Origin of the sequence: Streptomyces anulatus, assembly GCF_000721175.1 — a bacterium.
In the GTDB taxonomy this organism is placed as follows: Bacteria; Actinomycetota; Actinomycetes; order Streptomycetales; family Streptomycetaceae; genus Streptomyces; species Streptomyces anulatus_C.
On record NZ_JOEZ01000064.1, the window covers coordinates 1 to 13526 of the forward strand.

Genomic DNA, 13526 nt, shown 5'->3' on the forward strand with positions numbered 1-13526 from the left:
GCCGTCCAGCAGGGCATCAACCCGCTTCAGGCGGTCCGGGTCGGACATAGCGCAGGCTCCCATGATCGATGGATCTCCGAAACATACACCATTTGATCTGGAGTGGGGGTGCGCTGTTGCCGTGAACGGCGATGCGCCCGACGCCCGGTAGGGTCCGGGACCGTGCACCGACTCGCGCTTTTCGATCTGGACGGCACGCTGGCCGACCGACAGGCGGCGCTCAGCGACGCGTTGACCCGCCTGTGCCGCTCCCGCGCGCTCTCCCCAGACGCCGAGCGGTGGCTGCGCATCGAGCTGGCCGACCGCGCGACCGCCAACGACTTCGCCAGGCTGCGGGACGCCTTCGACCTGGAGGCGTCGGCTGCGGACCTGTGGGAGGAGTACGTCGACCTCATGTCGTCCGCCGTCACCTGCCGCCCCGAGGTCATCGAGGGCCTGGCCCGCCTGCGCGCGGCTGCCTGGACGATCGGCATCATCACTAACGGGGCCGGCGACATCCAGCGCGCCAAACTCGCCGGGACCGGCCTTGCCGATTTGGTCGACGGCGTCGCCGTCTCGGGTGACCTGGAGATCCGCAAGCCGGGCTTGAGGCTCTTCGAGCTCGCGGCGTCTCGGTGTGGCGTCAGCCTCGCGGACGGCGGCTGGATGATTGGCGACAACCCGGCCGGAGACATCGGCGGTGGACACCAGGCCGGCCTGCGCACCATCTGGCTGCGCGGCCGACCGTGGCCCGATGGACTCCCCGCCGCTCACCACGTCGTCGACGACGTCACCGACGCCATCACCATCCTCCTCAACGAGAGGGAGTAGCACCATGGCCAAGCCGACCGTCGGCATCCTCCACCCCGGCAGCATGGGTGCCGCCGTCGCCGCCTGCGCTGCGACCAACGCGGCCGCCGTCCTCTGGTGCGAGACCGGGCGCAGCACCGCCTCGGCGGCGCGTGCCGCCCGGTTCGGCCTGGCGCCGGTGGCCCAGCTGACCGAACTGCTGGACCGCAGCGACATCGTCATCAGCCTCTGCCCACCGGCTGGTGCCGAGGACCTGGCCCGCGACGTCGCCGAGCACAGCTTCGCCGGGGTGTACGTGGAGGCGAACGCCATCAACCCCGAGCGAGCACAGCGGATCGCCGCGCTGCTCGAACCGGGCGCGACCGTCGTGGACGGCGGCGTCGTCGGCTCCCCGCCGGTCGCAGGCAAGACCTCGACCCTGTACCTGTCCGGTCCTGCCGCCGCGACCGAGCGCATTGAGGCGCTGTTCGCGGGCACCGCCGTCCAGACGGCGGTGCTGGGCACGGAGATCGGGAAGGCGTCCGCGCTGAAGCTGGCGTACGCGTCGTTCCAGAAGACCTCGCGGGTCCTGGTGGCGCTCGCGGTCGGCATGGCGCGCGAACACGGCGTCGACCAAGAGCTCATCGAGGTCGCCTCGAAGCGCACCGACTCGTACCTGTCCGAGCCGCAGTACGTCACCAAGACCGCGGCACGCGCTTGGCGCTGGGGCCCAGAGCTGGAGGAAGCCGCCGACGCGCTCGCGGCCGCCGGCCTCCCGCCCGAGATGCTGCGCGCGGCCGCGTCCACGCTGGCACGGTGGCACGACGTGAAGGACGACAGCGAGCTCACGCTCACCGACGCCCTGGACCGACTCGCCCACCCGTAGCCCGCGCTCATGCCAACGCCGCTCCCGCCCGCTGCGCCAGCAGCTGGTCGATGAGCTGCGCTGCGTCCTGCGGGGCTGCCTCCGTGGTGTCCACGGTCAGGTCCCAGGTCGTACCCGGGTGCGCGTCCAGGTCCTCGCGGGTCGCGTCCCACGCCGCCAGGCGCGCTGCGGTGTCAGTGTCGCCGCGCCCTGCAGACCGCTGCCCGGTCACCTCGCGCGGGCACCACAGCAACACCAAAGACCAGTCGGCCGGGTAGCCGTCGACCAGCGCGCGGATGCCGTCGATCTGCCCGAGGTGCACCACGGGCACCCCGCTCGCGAACGCCGCATCGACGCCGGGCCGGTCGATCACGTACGTGTTGCCGTACCGCGCGTTCGCGTAGACGACGTCGCCTCCGGCCTCGAGCTCATGCAGCTGCTCCGCTGTGCCCATCCGATAGCCGGCGGCCTTGCCCGTCCCGACCTTGAGCCGCGCGAACTGCGCGTACCGCGGGCTCAGCTCGGTGAGCGCGGCGGTGACGGTGTCCTTGCCCGACGCCGGCGGGCCGTACAGGATCACGCCCTGCCGTCCGGTCATGAGTACATAGCCCCCATCGCCTGCCGGGCCTGGTCCGCGAGCGTCACCGCGGTGCCCAGCCGGTTGTCGACGACCAGGTGCGGCACTGCCGGGCGCAGGTCGAGGTCGATCGTTGCCATGTACTCGTCCCACCGCTGGAGCTTCCACGCGTCCCGGGCTGCGGAGCGGAATCCGATGTACTCGCGCATCGACTCCTCGTCGCAGCGGACCCATACGGGGAAGACGTCGACCCCCATCGACCCCGCGCGGTTGGCCAGGCGCTGCATCCAGTCCGGGTCGGTCATCTCGGCAATAAACGGGGCGGTCAGTACGGTGGAGATGCCGCACTTGATATTGGCCATGGCCGACTGCATCAGGCAGTCGTACTCCACCGGCCGGACCTGCTCGCGGTAGAGGTCGGTGTGCCGGTCGTTCGCATCGCCCTCCAAGGCGATCAGGAGGCGTTCCACGAGCGGGCGGGTGAGCGGGTCCTTGTCGAGCAGTGGCCAGCCGGTGAGCTGGACGAAGAAGCGGGCGAGCTCGGTCTTCCCGCTGCCGGCGAAGCCGCCGACCAGGATGAGCACGGGACGGTGGGGGTCGCCGCCAGTGTGCCGACGCTTCCACGCGTCGATAATCCGCTGCTGCAGGTCGAAGTGGTCGGCCTCGTCCGAGCCCGGCGCGATGCGGTGAATAGCCCGTTCAACAGCCAGGACGTGTGACCCGTTGAGGCGGTCGTCCAGCGGCGTGAGCTTGAAGGAGGACTCTTCCCCGGGCAGAGCCGTACGGAATCCCAAGTCGGGTTCGGTGGCCCGGTAGAGGAGGCAGTAGGCCCGCCGGTAGTGGGGGCCAGGGAAGACCTCGCCCTGCTCGTGCTGCCACAAGGTCTGAGGATTTGCGGCGGGGATGCCCTTGAGCTTGGCCTGCTCGGCAACCGCCCGAAGGCGTTCGCCGGCCTTCTCCAGCGTTAGACCGTGCGCCTCCCGCTGCTCGCGAAGCCGGTCCGGCCTCCACCCTGCTCTTTGCCTGCCCACGCTGTCCCCCTCCGTCATCGTCATGCTCGCGAGCCTAGGCCGCAGCCCCCAAATCCCGTGTGTACGCGGATGTTGAAAACCCGTGAATGGAAGTGTGTACGGGCTTCGACAAGCCACTGTGATGTTGCGTTTGCCTCGTCGTCGCTGAGATTGGCCCCACAAGACGGACCAGACAGGGGGCGGCAATGCAGGGCATCGAACGGTTAGGCATCGAATTCGTAGTCCAGCACGTACGAAGCGCTGTCGAGGGTCATCTCGTTGATCTCGACGACGCGCTCTTCGCTGTCGAAGGCAGTCCGGCAGAGCTTGATCACGGACCGCTCATCCGACATGCCGAGCGCCGCAGCCTCGGGGCTCGTTGGCAGTCGGCTTCGGATCTCCTCGCGGAAGCGCACGACCGTGTGACCGAGGTCAGCGAGTCGGGCGTAGATGCCACCCGGCCCCGTGTCGGCCTGAGTGATCGCCGAGCCTTCCACCAGCTCGTAAGGGAGGTAGGAAACGGCGAACATCACTGCGCGGCCGTCCAGCACGTATCGACGGGAGCGCACGCAGGCTGCCTGCCCTTCCCCCAGTTCAAGCACACGAGCGATGTGCGGCGGCGGAACCGCCTGGTCGACGGTCACTTGATCAACAGCAAGTGGCCGGTCTTCGTCAGCCGACCAGATCGACTTGCCTGCGCCCCACTGGTCGCGTGCCAGTCGCTGAATTCCATGCCGCCGGATTGGGCGGAACGACTGGACGAAGACCCCGGCGCCCTTCCGAGACTCAGCAAGTCCCTGATTTTTGAGGGTGCGAAGAGCCTGCCGGGCGGTGAGTGCGGCGACGCCGTACTGCGCAGCGAGTGCGTTTTCTCCTGGCAGTCGATCACCGGGACTGTACTCCCCCGCCTCGATGGCGGCCTTCAGGTCGTCCGCAATCCGCCGGTACTTGGGCAGCTGGCTGCCCGTCTCTTTCGCCATGTGTCTCCCTACCTCGCTAGCGATCCTAAAGCGGCCAGCTATCGGGATCGCCGGAAGGGCGGCTTGATCCACGCGGGAGCCACTCGAGGAGCTTACATCGTTAACGAACTTCTTGACATCACTAACGAACCTCGCTTCACTGAGTCCATCGACCTCGTTAACGAGGTGGACGAGACCTCGTCTCGGGACTGCACAGACCTGCCCAGCCGCCATCGGAGCGCTTCCCGCGCCCTGCCTTTCCGAGAGGAGCACCACCTCATGAACGTCACCCGTCGCCCCGCCGCCAGCCTCGCCACCGAGCATTTCGACACGGAGACCCAGGAGCTGTTGGACGCGATCGGCGTGGAGCTGCCGGAATTCGGCGACATCGACATGGACGTCGCCTTCGGGACGCCGCTGGAGATGTTCGAGGCCGGCGCCCTTCCCCACGAGCGGCTGGACGGCCTGGACATCACCGCCGCCGTCGCCGCGATCGAGGCCCGCGAGAACCGAATGCTCGCCGCCCGCGACATCGTCGCCACCGACCCGACCGCCACCGAGCTCGTCCGTGAGCGCCTGGTCGACGTGCTTCTCCCCTACGCCACACAGCTGCGCATCACGCGGCCTGCGGCCGCCACGGCGCTCGTGCCACTGGCGGCCTAGCTCCAGCCGGGTCTTCACGGACCCGGCTCCCTCACCCGGACGCCGTCTCGTACGCCGCCGGATGTGGGAGCCGGACCATCGGTCCCCTTGCACCACCGCACCACCGCTGGAGTGCTTCCCCGACGGGGAGGACCAGGGTCGATAGCTCCACCAAATCCCCTGGACCGGTCACCAGGCCGGACGTCTCCTGTTGCACGTCGCAGCGCTGATGCGCTGTCCGATCAGCCAGGACGCCGACCTCGGTCGGGGGTCCTGGGGGTCGGAGAGCCCACCCGTGACGCAGTCCCCTCTCCCCTCTACCGGAGGAGCCCCTCATGGCCGCATCGACTGTGGAGCCCACGGCCCGCAAGCGCCGCCGGAAGCCCCGCACGAAGACCGTCAGCCACCTTCCGGCGATCATCGCTTCGGAGCTCAAGACCAGCGAGATCAACCTGACGCCCGGCAAAGAACACGTCATCTGCCCGGCCTGCAAGTGCTGGACGCCGATCACCGGAGTCCTCAGCAAGCCGACGCTGGTCCCGCACCACACCACCCCGTACCACGACCGCACCACGACACCCCGCCGCCGCTGCTCCAACACCAACCGCCGGATCGTCCTCGACACCAAGGTCGAGGCGTGGCAGGAGCAGCTGGCCGAGCGGACCGAGGTGTCCGCGTCGGTCGCCTCCCGTCGGCCGACGAAGGTGCTGCCGAAGCCGGCCAGCCCGCAGACCGAACGCGCTCTGCGTGGGCGGGACGAGCGCGGGCCGGTTACACGCCGCGTCGAGTGGGCCGGCGTTCTCTACCGTGTGCGGCAGGCCGACCAGCGGCGTGCCGCGGTTCCGCAGAACGCGCAGCCCGCCGAAGGCCCCGAGGTTCCCCTGGACCGACTGGTCCCCCGCCAGGCTGCCGAGCAGCCGGAGCAGGGTCCGCACACGTGCGAGCGGTGCGGTGCCACCGAGTCCAGCCTGACCAGCGCGGTCGCTGCCGGATGGTGCCGGATCACCCGCCGGTCTCACTGCGGACGCTGCGCCGCGCGCTTCCCGGCCTGGACGCGTATCCCGTTTTGACAGCGAGTTCCCGACGACGAACGACCGGGGCCCCGGCCGACCTCATCACGAGGGTCGGCCGGGGCCTCGGCTGCTCGTACGACCAGCCGAGTTGACCTCCAACATGAAGGGACAGCCGCATGAAGCTGCCGTTTGTACGACGCGCCACCGCCGACGCGTTGCGCGACAAGCTCGCCCGTGCCGAGAAAGACCTCGCTACCCAGGCCGTGAGCGCCGAGGCGAAGGACGGCGAGGCGCAGCGCCTGACTGGTGAACTGAATGAGGCCCGCCTTGCCCGGGAGGCGGCGATGGCCGCGTACGAGGTCGCCAACTCCCGGGCGAATGGTGCCCAGGCACAGGTCGACGAGCTGCAGACCCGCCTTCGGGCTCTTCAGGAGCAGCCGGATGCGGGTGAGCCCGACGAGGTTGAACCCGTGGTGGAGGACAGGGACTACGCCTTCACCTTCCTCAACCTCGTGCTTCCGCAGTTCGCCAACGTCATCGCGCAGAACGACGGGGTCCTCCCGGATGACCACTACGAGGCCCTGTCGAACTACGTGAACGGTGCTTCGCGGTACGGCCTGAACGATGCCGAGGTAGAGGAGATCCGAGTCCGGCACGGCCTTCCCATGCCGGTCTTCCAGAGGGCGAAGGACTTCGTGCCCCGCGGACTTCCGGCCGGCGCTGCCTGACTCGGCCCGCACGAACGACCACGGCCCCGGCCACCCCGAGTTCGTCGGGGTGGCCGGGGCCGTGGCTGCTCGTACAGCAGTCGACTCCCCAATTGGGGAGTGATCGCGACAGCCCATGGGATTGCAGCCCTCGGACTGTCCAGGACCTGACTCGGAGGACCTGATGCAGCACATGATGACACGCACGATTCCGACTCCGTCGTCCGGCATCTACGACGACATGGAGGACGCCGACAACCGCAAGGGCCCGGAGCGCGACGAGACCGACCGCTGCTTCCGTGAGCTCGTGGAGCAGCTGGTGGCCGAGGGCGACGACCGGGCCGCCGTGGCCGGCCGCCGGGCGCGGCGCACGCTCCAGGAGATGTTCCCCGGCTACGTCCGTCAGCCGGTTCTGATCCTGCACCGGCCGGTGATGGGGCAGTGCCCGCTCTGCGAGCGGTGGAACTGCCCTGGGCACGACTGCCCGCCCGGCGTCACCGCGCTGGACGAGCAGGGCCACAAGGACCTGAGCGACAAGGTCGGGAAGAAGAACGAGCGCAGCGAGAACCCCTACCCGAAGTAGTGGCCGCTCTCATACGCGCCGCCCGGACCGCGCAGCACCTCGCGGTCCGGGCCCTCACCGCGCACGGCCTGGCCCACCCGCTCACTCTCGCGCTCCTGGCGGCCGCCTCCACGGCGGCCGCCAGGGCGTGGGAGGCCGGTCACCAGGTGAAGGACATCCACCCCGCCAATACCGCGAGCAGCCCCGCTCCGTACGGACCTTCCAGGAGGCCCTGATGAACCCCTTCTCCATCGTGCCCGTCGTCTACGCGCCGTCCGCGGACCTGCCGGTCAACACGAACTGGCGTACACACGCCGCGTGCCGGGATGAGGACCCCGACCTGTTCTTCCCCATCGGCACCAGCGGCCCGGCCATCGCCCAGGCCGAGGAGGCCAAGGCCCTCTGCCGTACCTGCCCGGTCATGGAGCGCTGCCTGGACTGGGCGCTGGAGTCCGGCCAGGACTACGGGGTGTGGGGCGGCACCGACGAGGCCGACCGCCGCCGGATCCAGCGGCGGGCCGCCCGCCTGCGCCTCAAGGAGCAGCGGTCCGCGGCGTGACGAAGCGCGGCTTGTACGACCTCTACATGGCCGCTGCCGCAGCGGTCCGCGAGCACGACGCCACGTGCGCCACGTGCTCGCCGGACCGCCGCTGCCCGCCGGGCGGTCGCCTGTTCGGCGAGCTCGTCCGGCTCCAGGACGACTACTTCGCCCAGCAGAAGGCGAAGCGCGCCTGACCGCACCACGGGACAGGGCCCCAACTCCTCTCCCGCCCCACGCTGAACCGCTCGCACCGGCCGCCCGCACCACGGGCTGCCGGCCTTTTCGCACGCCTCCGCCCGGGACACTCCCGGGCATCGCCTCCCTCCTCGAGGAGAGCCCCATGGAAAGCAGCCACCCCACCACCCCGACCGCCACGACGACCACCACCACGGTGCTGCCGGACTCGCTGTGCCAACACACCCCCAGGTGCCCGACCGCGGAGAGCCCCGACCGGGAGGCCGCGACGGTCGTAGCTGCCCACCCGGAGCAGGGCTGGAGCCTCTTGTGCAACTCCCTGCTGCTCTGGGAGGACACCGGAGCGCTGCTCCCCGACGGCCAGATCATCGCCCCGCACCGCCCCACCGACACCGTCGGCGGCGCCCTGCTCCTCCGGCCCACCGACACCGCCTCGTTCATCGGGGGCACGACCCGCAGCGGCAAGACCGACATGGCCGCGCTCCATGCGGCGATGGCGAACCTGACCGGCGCCTCGCGGCCGGCCTGACGGTTGCCCGATCCGCCCGCACCGACCGCTCACCACCAGGGCGGCCGGGACGGGCGGTGACAGGGAGCCGGACAGTCCGGAGCCAGCACCGAGAGGAGCTCACCCATGTTCGAGTTGAACCGCCGTACCCCGCAGGAGCTGGAGAAGGCCGAGAGCGGATTCAGCCGGGATGTTGAGGTCTACGTCTGCGGCATCCAGGCCACTCAGCCCTCCCTCGACGTTCTCACCCAGCTGACCGCGAAGGCGTACGCCCTCTCCCTGCGGCGCAAGCGCGAGGACTGGCTGGCGTGGGGAGACAGTGGCATGCCGATGACCGGCGACGACATCGCCGCTCACGCCGAGGCCGCCATCCGTTTCCTGCAGACCAGCGGCTGGGCCCCGCGCAACCACCGGGGCATCTACGAGGCGCTCAACGCCGCACGCGCCGACGACACGACCGGGCGGCTGTCCAGGGACACCGGCGTCGCCGTCCGGGACATCCTCGCTCTGTTGATCTGCGCCACGACCGGCGCACCGTACGCCCAGTACATCGACTGGGACGAGCACCCCGCCCGCACCGTCGACGAGGTTCTGGCCCTCCTGGTCGCCACCGTGGCTTTGTCGAGTAGTAGTGACGTCACTTGTCGACGGGTTTGGGAGGCGCCCAGAACCACGGGCGGGTGATGTTGATGAGTTCGGGAGGCACTGGGGTTCTTGCCGGGGCAGCATCGGGATGTTCCTGGTGAAAGGTCCTGGTCATGCCGCAGATGTCGAAGGTCGAGCTGTACGCGGCGATCCGGCGTGACCATCGCGGCGGCATGTCGATGCGGGAGCTTGAGCGCAAGCACGGCGTGACGTGGCGGACGGTCCGGAAAGCGCTGGACTCGTCATGGCCGGAGCCCCGCAAGAAGCTGCCTCCCCGAGCCACCACGCTGGACCCGTACAAGCCGGTGATCGACGAGATCCTGCGGGCGGACCTGGACGCGCCGCGCAAGCAGCGGCACACGGTCACCCGGATCTTTCACCGACTGGTCGAGGAGCACGAAGCGGACGTCTCCTACGGTGTGGTGCGCTACTACGTCGCCAGCCGGAAGCCCGAGATCCTGGTCGAATCCGGCAAGGCACCACTGGAGGCGTTCGTCCCGCAGACCCACCTGCCCGGTCACGAAGCGGAGGTCGACTTCGGTGACGTGACCGTGCGCCTGGCCGGCGAGCTGGTCACCTGCTACCTGTTCTCCTTCCGGCTGTCGCACTCGGGCAAGGCAGTCCACCGCGTGTTCGCCTCCTGCGGCCAGGAAGCGTTCTTTGAAGGCCACGTCCACGCGCTGCGGACGCTGGGCGGGGTCCCGCGCACCAAGGTCCGCTACGACAACTTGAAGGCCGCCGTCGCCAGGGTGCTGGGGCAGAGCCGGGGAAGAGTCGAGGCCGACCGGTGGATCGCCTTCCGCTCGCACTTCGGCATCGAAAGCTTCTACTGCCGGCCCGGGGTCGAAGGCGCCCACGAGAAGGGCGGAGTCGAAGGGATGATCGGCTACTTCCGCCGCAACCACTTCGTCCCTGTCCCCGAGGTCTCCTCGCTCGCCGAGCTGAACGAGATGGTCGAGCAGTGGGACCGGCAGGACGACGCCCGCCGCATCGGTTCCAGGCCCAAGACGGTCGCGGAGTACTTCGCACTCGAACAACCGCTGCTGATGCCGCTGCCCGAGGAGCCATTCGAGACGGGCCGGCTGTTCACCCCTCGGGTCGACCGCTACGGCCAGATCCCGGTCCGCACCAATCGCTACTCGGTCCCGATCCGGCTGATCGGCAAACGCGTGCGCGTCGTGCTACATGCCTCTCATCTGGTGGTTTACGACCAGAACGTGGAAGTTGCCCGGCACGAACGGCTGATCGCGAAGGGTGCCGTCCGCTTGGACCTGGACCACTACCTGGAAGTCCTGGTCCGCAAGCCCGGTGCTTTCCCCGGCTCCACGGCCCTCGAACAGGCCCGCTCGGCAGGCAGGTTCACCCCGGTCCACGACGCCTGGTGGGATCAGGCCCGCAAGATGCATGGTGAGCGGGACGGCACCCGGGCTCTGATCGAGGTGCTTCTGCTGGGGCGTCACTTGCCCCATGAGCATGTAGTCGCCGGCCTGGCTGCGGCCCTGCGGGCCGGGGCGATGACCGCGGACGCGGTCGCGCTGGAAGCCCGCAAGGCCGCCCAGGCGGAGACCGAGCCCGCCCCCGCAGCGGACCGGCTGGTTCCCGGCGGGCCGTCGGCGACGGTGACGTCCCTGCACGAGTGGCGGCTCGCGCACCTTCCTGCGGACACCAGGCCGCTGCCCTCGGTGGCCCTCTATGACCAATTGCTCCGACGCCGTCGCACCAGCGGCGGTGACCACCATGAGGGAGAAGCACAGTGACCCTGCCCCGCCAGCGAGGATTGACTGAGCAAGCCGCCGACGCCGCCATCGACAGCGCCTGTCGGCTTCTGCGGTTGCCGTCGATTCGCAACGAGTTCTCCGATATCGCCGACCGGGCGATGAAGGACCAGATGACCTATCGGGGCTTCCTTGCTGAGCTGCTGATGACCGAGTGCGACGACCGGTCCCGTCGCCGTTCGGAAAGGCGGATCAAGGCGGCCGGATTCCCGCGGGAGAAGTCGCTTCGGGCGTTCGACTTCGACGCGAACCCCAACATCGACGCGGCTACCATCCACACGCTGGCCAGCTGTGAGTGGATTAAGAAGAGCCAGCCGCTCTGCCTGATCGGTGACTCCGGCACCGGCAAGTCGCACATGCTCATCGCTCTGGGCACCGAGGCCGCGATGAAGGGCTACCGTGTCCGCTACACGCTCGCCACGAAACTCGTGAACGAGCTGGTCGAGGCGGCCGACGAGAAGCAGCTGAACAAGACCATCGCCCGCTACGGCCGCGTCGACCTGCTCTGCATCGACGAGCTCGGCTACATGGAACTGGACCGCCGCGGCGCCGAACTCCTGTTCCAGGTGCTGACGGAACGCGAGGAGAAGAACAGCGTCGCCATCGCCTCTAACGAGTCCTTCGGCGGCTGGACCAAGACCTTCACCGACCCCCGCCTCTGCGCGGCCATCGTCGACCGCCTCACCTTCAACGGCACCATCATCGAGACCGGCACCGACTCCTACCGCCTCGCCAGCACCCGCGCACGAGCCGAAGAGCCCGCCAAGGCCAGCTGAGCTCAGGGCGACCACACATACGGCGTCGTCGTGGTGACCACGTGCAGGCCAAGGCGGGTGAGGATCGGGGCGCTGTCGGCTGAGGCATCGACGTAGACGTAGGGGACATCGCGGGCGGCAGCGAGTTGGGCTCGGTGGGCGACCATGGCCCGGTAGATGCCCTGTCCGCGCCATTCCCTGAGCGTTGAGCCGCCCCAGAGGCCGCCGAAGTCGATGCCGTCCTTGAACACCAGCCAGGCGGCGCAGACGACTTCGGTGCGTGCCTCGGCGACGAGGACGATGGTGTTCTCTGGGGCGTTCTCGATCCGGGCGGCCAGGTCGTCGGCGAGCCAACTCCAGTCCTCGCCCCAGACGGTGCTCTCCATAGCGGCGATGCGCTGGAGGTCTGATCTGGCGGTAACACGGCGGAGGGTCACGCCGTCGGGCAGGACGGGGTCTGCGGCAAGGTCTGCGGACTGCCCGATGAGTACGGTCTCGCTGTCCTCGGCGACGAAGCCGGCTGCCGTGAGCCGGTCGGTGATGTCGGCTGGGAGATCATGGGCGCGAGTCTTCCATTCGACCGCCTCACCACGGGCAGCGTAAAAGTCACGTTGCCGCGCTATGAGCGTGTCGAGTTCTGCCCCGTACACACCGAGGTCGCGTGGGCCCGTGACGAAGCCACGGTGCCAACCGACGACACGGGTCAACGGGCCGTCCTTCTCGACGCGGACGCTGCCGCCAGGCGGGGTGACACCACGGAGTTGGGCGTCATACGCGGTGCGGAGTTCGTCGATCAGAGTGTCCTTCACTCGAACACCGTACGGATCAGGTCAAGTGAATAATCGCCGGTCGAAACCGCGCGAACATCAAGGGCGCTGCACTGCCTCACCCGGCCACCGGAGATCAGAGCAGGTACTGGCCTCTGCCGCTACCTGCCTCGACGGCCAGCCGCCCTTCGAGCGGCTGGCCGTCGACACGTTCACATGCACGCAGCGCCGTCATTTCTCATCCACATTCCAGAGCCGGTTGATCACCAACTGCCTCCGGAAACCGTCGACAAACGCTGCTCTTCGAGATCAACGAAGCCACCACCGCGGCTTTCGCCCGCACCTACGGCCCCGCACAGACCGCCGCGGCCTGACCCCCTCGGGTATCCGGCCGGCGGCCCCGCGTTTCGTCTCCACCCGCTCTGCGTTTCGTCTCCGCCCGGCAGCGTTTCGGGAGCACCGGCCACCCGCCCCCGGGGCGGCTGGTGCTCCCGCTGCGCTGGACCCGGCGGAGACAGACCTGGGCCACGAGCGGCGAGCCGTTCCGACCCCCGTTTCGTCTCCACCGCACCCCGTTTCGGGAGCAGCCGCCCGCGTTTCGGGGACAGCGCCTCCCGTTTCGCATCCGCCCTGAATCCCTCATTCCGGAGGCCCTCATGACGATCACCGAGTGGCCGCACACCGCGGCCGAACCCGACCCCGTTTCGCCCGCACCGGCCGCCGTTTCGGAGACACCGGCCGCCGTTTCGGCAACGCCCGGCACCGTTTCGGAGACGCCGGATTTCGTTTCGGAGACGCAGAAGCGGAATCCGGACGAGACCACTCCTCCCGCCGTCCCGCGCGGCCCGCTGACGGGTATGCAGAAGCTGGCGATCGGCGGGATCATCGTCTTCGCCCTGGTCCTCGCCGGCATCGGCCTCTACCTGAGCTTCGAGCACGTCGCGAGCTTCGCGCACGAGGAGCTCCGCTTCGGGTCGCTCGGCAAGGGGCAACTGTTCGCGGTCGGTGTCGATGTCGGGATCATGGTGATGATCGCGGTCGACCTGCTGATGGCCTGGCTCAAGCGGCCCATCACCTGGATCCGCTACCCGGTATGGCTCCTGACCAGCGCAACCGTCGTCCTCAACGCAGCCTCCGCTGTCGGCGTACAAGCGAACGTGCACCACCTCGTACGGATGAAAGTGCACCATTCCTGATGCGGTGACGGGGTGCCGGCCGTGAGTCTGCTGCTGTCGTT

Annotated in this window: 17 protein-coding genes and 1 pseudogene; 14 read left to right on the forward strand and 4 right to left on the reverse strand. The window is 69.0% G+C overall.

The window, feature by feature from the left end; translation table 11 throughout:
• Positions 1-162: 162 nt before the first annotated feature.
• Positions 163-810 carry an HAD family hydrolase gene (locus IG90_RS0137655; RefSeq protein ID WP_030595391.1) on the forward strand — a complete coding sequence of 216 codons (648 nt, stop codon included), beginning with the start codon at positions 163-165 and terminating at the stop codon, positions 808-810.
• A 4-nt stretch (positions 811-814) separates the two neighbouring features.
• Positions 815-1654, forward strand: coding sequence for an NAD(P)-dependent oxidoreductase (locus IG90_RS0137660; RefSeq protein WP_030595394.1), 840 nt, complete (start codon positions 815-817; stop codon positions 1652-1654).
• Positions 1655-1661: 7 nt separating this feature from the next.
• Here the strand turns inward: IG90_RS0137660 and IG90_RS0137665 are convergent, their stop codons facing one another.
• From IG90_RS0137665 to IG90_RS0137675, 3 genes are all read right to left on the reverse strand, one after another.
• Complete coding sequence (locus tag IG90_RS0137665; RefSeq protein ID WP_030595397.1) at positions 1662-2231, reverse strand: phosphotransferase-like protein; 570 nt, start codon at positions 2229-2231, stop codon at positions 1662-1664.
• Positions 2228-3265: an AAA family ATPase gene (locus IG90_RS0137670; RefSeq protein WP_030595400.1), complete on the reverse strand. Its 1038-nt coding sequence runs from the start codon at positions 3263-3265 to the stop codon at positions 2228-2230. The genes IG90_RS0137665 and IG90_RS0137670 overlap by 4 nt, the downstream gene beginning before the upstream one ends.
• A gap of 179 nt (positions 3266-3444) precedes the next feature.
• On the reverse strand, positions 3445-4200 hold the full coding sequence (locus IG90_RS0137675; RefSeq protein ID WP_030595403.1) for a GntR family transcriptional regulator: 756 nt from the start codon (positions 4198-4200) through the stop codon (positions 3445-3447).
• A 258-nt stretch (positions 4201-4458) separates the two neighbouring features.
• Between IG90_RS0137675 and IG90_RS0137680 the strand changes: the two genes are divergently transcribed.
• The 11 genes and pseudogenes from IG90_RS0137680 (at position 4459) to istB (ending at position 11543) form a co-directional block, all read left to right on the forward strand.
• The gene (locus IG90_RS0137680) at positions 4459-4842 is read left to right on the forward strand and encodes a hypothetical protein (protein ID WP_051860427.1); all 384 of its coding nucleotides are present in this window, start codon (positions 4459-4461) and stop codon (positions 4840-4842) included.
• Between the two features lie 314 nt (positions 4843-5156).
• A complete protein-coding gene (locus IG90_RS0137685) occupies positions 5157-5891 on the forward strand; it encodes a hypothetical protein (protein WP_030595409.1) in 735 nt (244 codons plus the stop codon).
• 119 nt (positions 5892-6010) lie between these two features.
• Complete coding sequence (locus IG90_RS0137690; protein ID WP_030595411.1) at positions 6011-6562, forward strand: hypothetical protein; 552 nt, start codon at positions 6011-6013, stop codon at positions 6560-6562.
• Positions 6563-6737: 175 nt separating this feature from the next.
• On the forward strand, positions 6738-7124 hold the full coding sequence (locus IG90_RS41025; RefSeq protein ID WP_209443590.1) for a hypothetical protein: 387 nt from the start codon (positions 6738-6740) through the stop codon (positions 7122-7124).
• Positions 7124-7339 carry a hypothetical protein gene (locus tag IG90_RS0137700; protein WP_030595417.1) on the forward strand — a complete coding sequence of 72 codons (216 nt, stop codon included), beginning with the start codon at positions 7124-7126 and terminating at the stop codon, positions 7337-7339. The genes IG90_RS41025 and IG90_RS0137700 overlap by 1 nt, the downstream gene beginning before the upstream one ends.
• Positions 7339-7662, forward strand: coding sequence for a WhiB family transcriptional regulator (locus IG90_RS0137705; protein ID WP_030595420.1), 324 nt, complete (start codon positions 7339-7341; stop codon positions 7660-7662). Before IG90_RS0137700 ends, IG90_RS0137705 begins: the two co-directional genes overlap by 1 nt.
• Entirely contained in the window at positions 7659-7838 is a 180-nt protein-coding gene (locus IG90_RS0137710) for a hypothetical protein (RefSeq protein WP_030595423.1), read from the forward strand. Before IG90_RS0137705 ends, IG90_RS0137710 begins: the two co-directional genes overlap by 4 nt.
• A 212-nt stretch (positions 7839-8050) precedes the next feature.
• Positions 8051-8233 (forward strand): annotated as a pseudogene (locus IG90_RS46510) (DUF5999 family protein); the annotation flags it as partial.
• Positions 8234-8473: 240 nt separating this feature from the next.
• Positions 8474-9031, forward strand: coding sequence for a DUF6197 family protein (locus IG90_RS0137720; protein WP_051860429.1), 558 nt, complete (start codon positions 8474-8476; stop codon positions 9029-9031).
• 83 nt (positions 9032-9114) lie between these two features.
• Entirely contained in the window at positions 9115-10749 is a 1635-nt protein-coding gene (gene istA, locus IG90_RS0137725) for an IS21 family transposase (protein ID WP_167345033.1), read from the forward strand.
• Positions 10746-11543, forward strand: coding sequence for an IS21-like element helper ATPase IstB (istB, locus tag IG90_RS0137730; protein ID WP_030595435.1), 798 nt, complete (start codon positions 10746-10748; stop codon positions 11541-11543). Before istA ends, istB begins: the two co-directional genes overlap by 4 nt.
• A 2-nt stretch (positions 11544-11545) precedes the next feature.
• Here the strand turns inward: istB and IG90_RS0137735 are convergent, their stop codons facing one another.
• Complete coding sequence (locus IG90_RS0137735) at positions 11546-12331, reverse strand: GNAT family N-acetyltransferase (RefSeq protein ID WP_030595438.1); 786 nt, start codon at positions 12329-12331, stop codon at positions 11546-11548.
• Positions 12332-12945: 614 nt separating this feature from the next.
• Between IG90_RS0137735 and IG90_RS0137740 the strand changes: the two genes are divergently transcribed.
• Entirely contained in the window at positions 12946-13485 is a 540-nt protein-coding gene (locus IG90_RS0137740; protein WP_030595442.1) for a DUF2637 domain-containing protein, read from the forward strand.
• Positions 13486-13526: the final 41 nt, after the last annotated feature.

What these genes read in the sequence shown, in the direction of transcription:
- IG90_RS0137720 (WP_051860429.1), top strand. Translation starts at nt 8,474, where the DNA reads ATGTTCGAGTTGAACCGCCGTACCCCGCAGGAGCTGGAGAAGGCCGAG.
- IG90_RS0137680 (WP_051860427.1), top strand. Translation starts at nt 4,459, where the DNA reads ATGAACGTCACCCGTCGCCCCGCCGCCAGCCTCGCCACCGAGCATTTC.
- IG90_RS0137740 (WP_030595442.1), top strand. Translation starts at nt 12,946, where the DNA reads ATGACGATCACCGAGTGGCCGCACACCGCGGCCGAACCCGACCCCGTT.
- istA (WP_167345033.1), top strand. Translation starts at nt 9,115, where the DNA reads ATGTCGAAGGTCGAGCTGTACGCGGCGATCCGGCGTGACCATCGCGGC.
- IG90_RS0137670 (WP_030595400.1), bottom strand. Translation starts at nt 3,265, where the DNA reads ATGACGATGACGGAGGGGGACAGCGTGGGCAGGCAAAGAGCAGGGTGG.
- IG90_RS0137705 (WP_030595420.1), top strand. Translation starts at nt 7,339, where the DNA reads ATGAACCCCTTCTCCATCGTGCCCGTCGTCTACGCGCCGTCCGCGGAC.
- IG90_RS0137690 (WP_030595411.1), top strand. Translation starts at nt 6,011, where the DNA reads ATGAAGCTGCCGTTTGTACGACGCGCCACCGCCGACGCGTTGCGCGAC.
- IG90_RS41025 (WP_209443590.1), top strand. Translation starts at nt 6,738, where the DNA reads ATGACACGCACGATTCCGACTCCGTCGTCCGGCATCTACGACGACATG.
- IG90_RS0137685 (WP_030595409.1), top strand. Translation starts at nt 5,157, where the DNA reads ATGGCCGCATCGACTGTGGAGCCCACGGCCCGCAAGCGCCGCCGGAAG.
- IG90_RS0137660 (WP_030595394.1), top strand. Translation starts at nt 815, where the DNA reads ATGGCCAAGCCGACCGTCGGCATCCTCCACCCCGGCAGCATGGGTGCC.
- IG90_RS0137665 (WP_030595397.1), bottom strand. Translation starts at nt 2,231, where the DNA reads ATGACCGGACGGCAGGGCGTGATCCTGTACGGCCCGCCGGCGTCGGGC.
- IG90_RS0137675 (WP_030595403.1), bottom strand. Translation starts at nt 4,200, where the DNA reads ATGGCGAAAGAGACGGGCAGCCAGCTGCCCAAGTACCGGCGGATTGCG.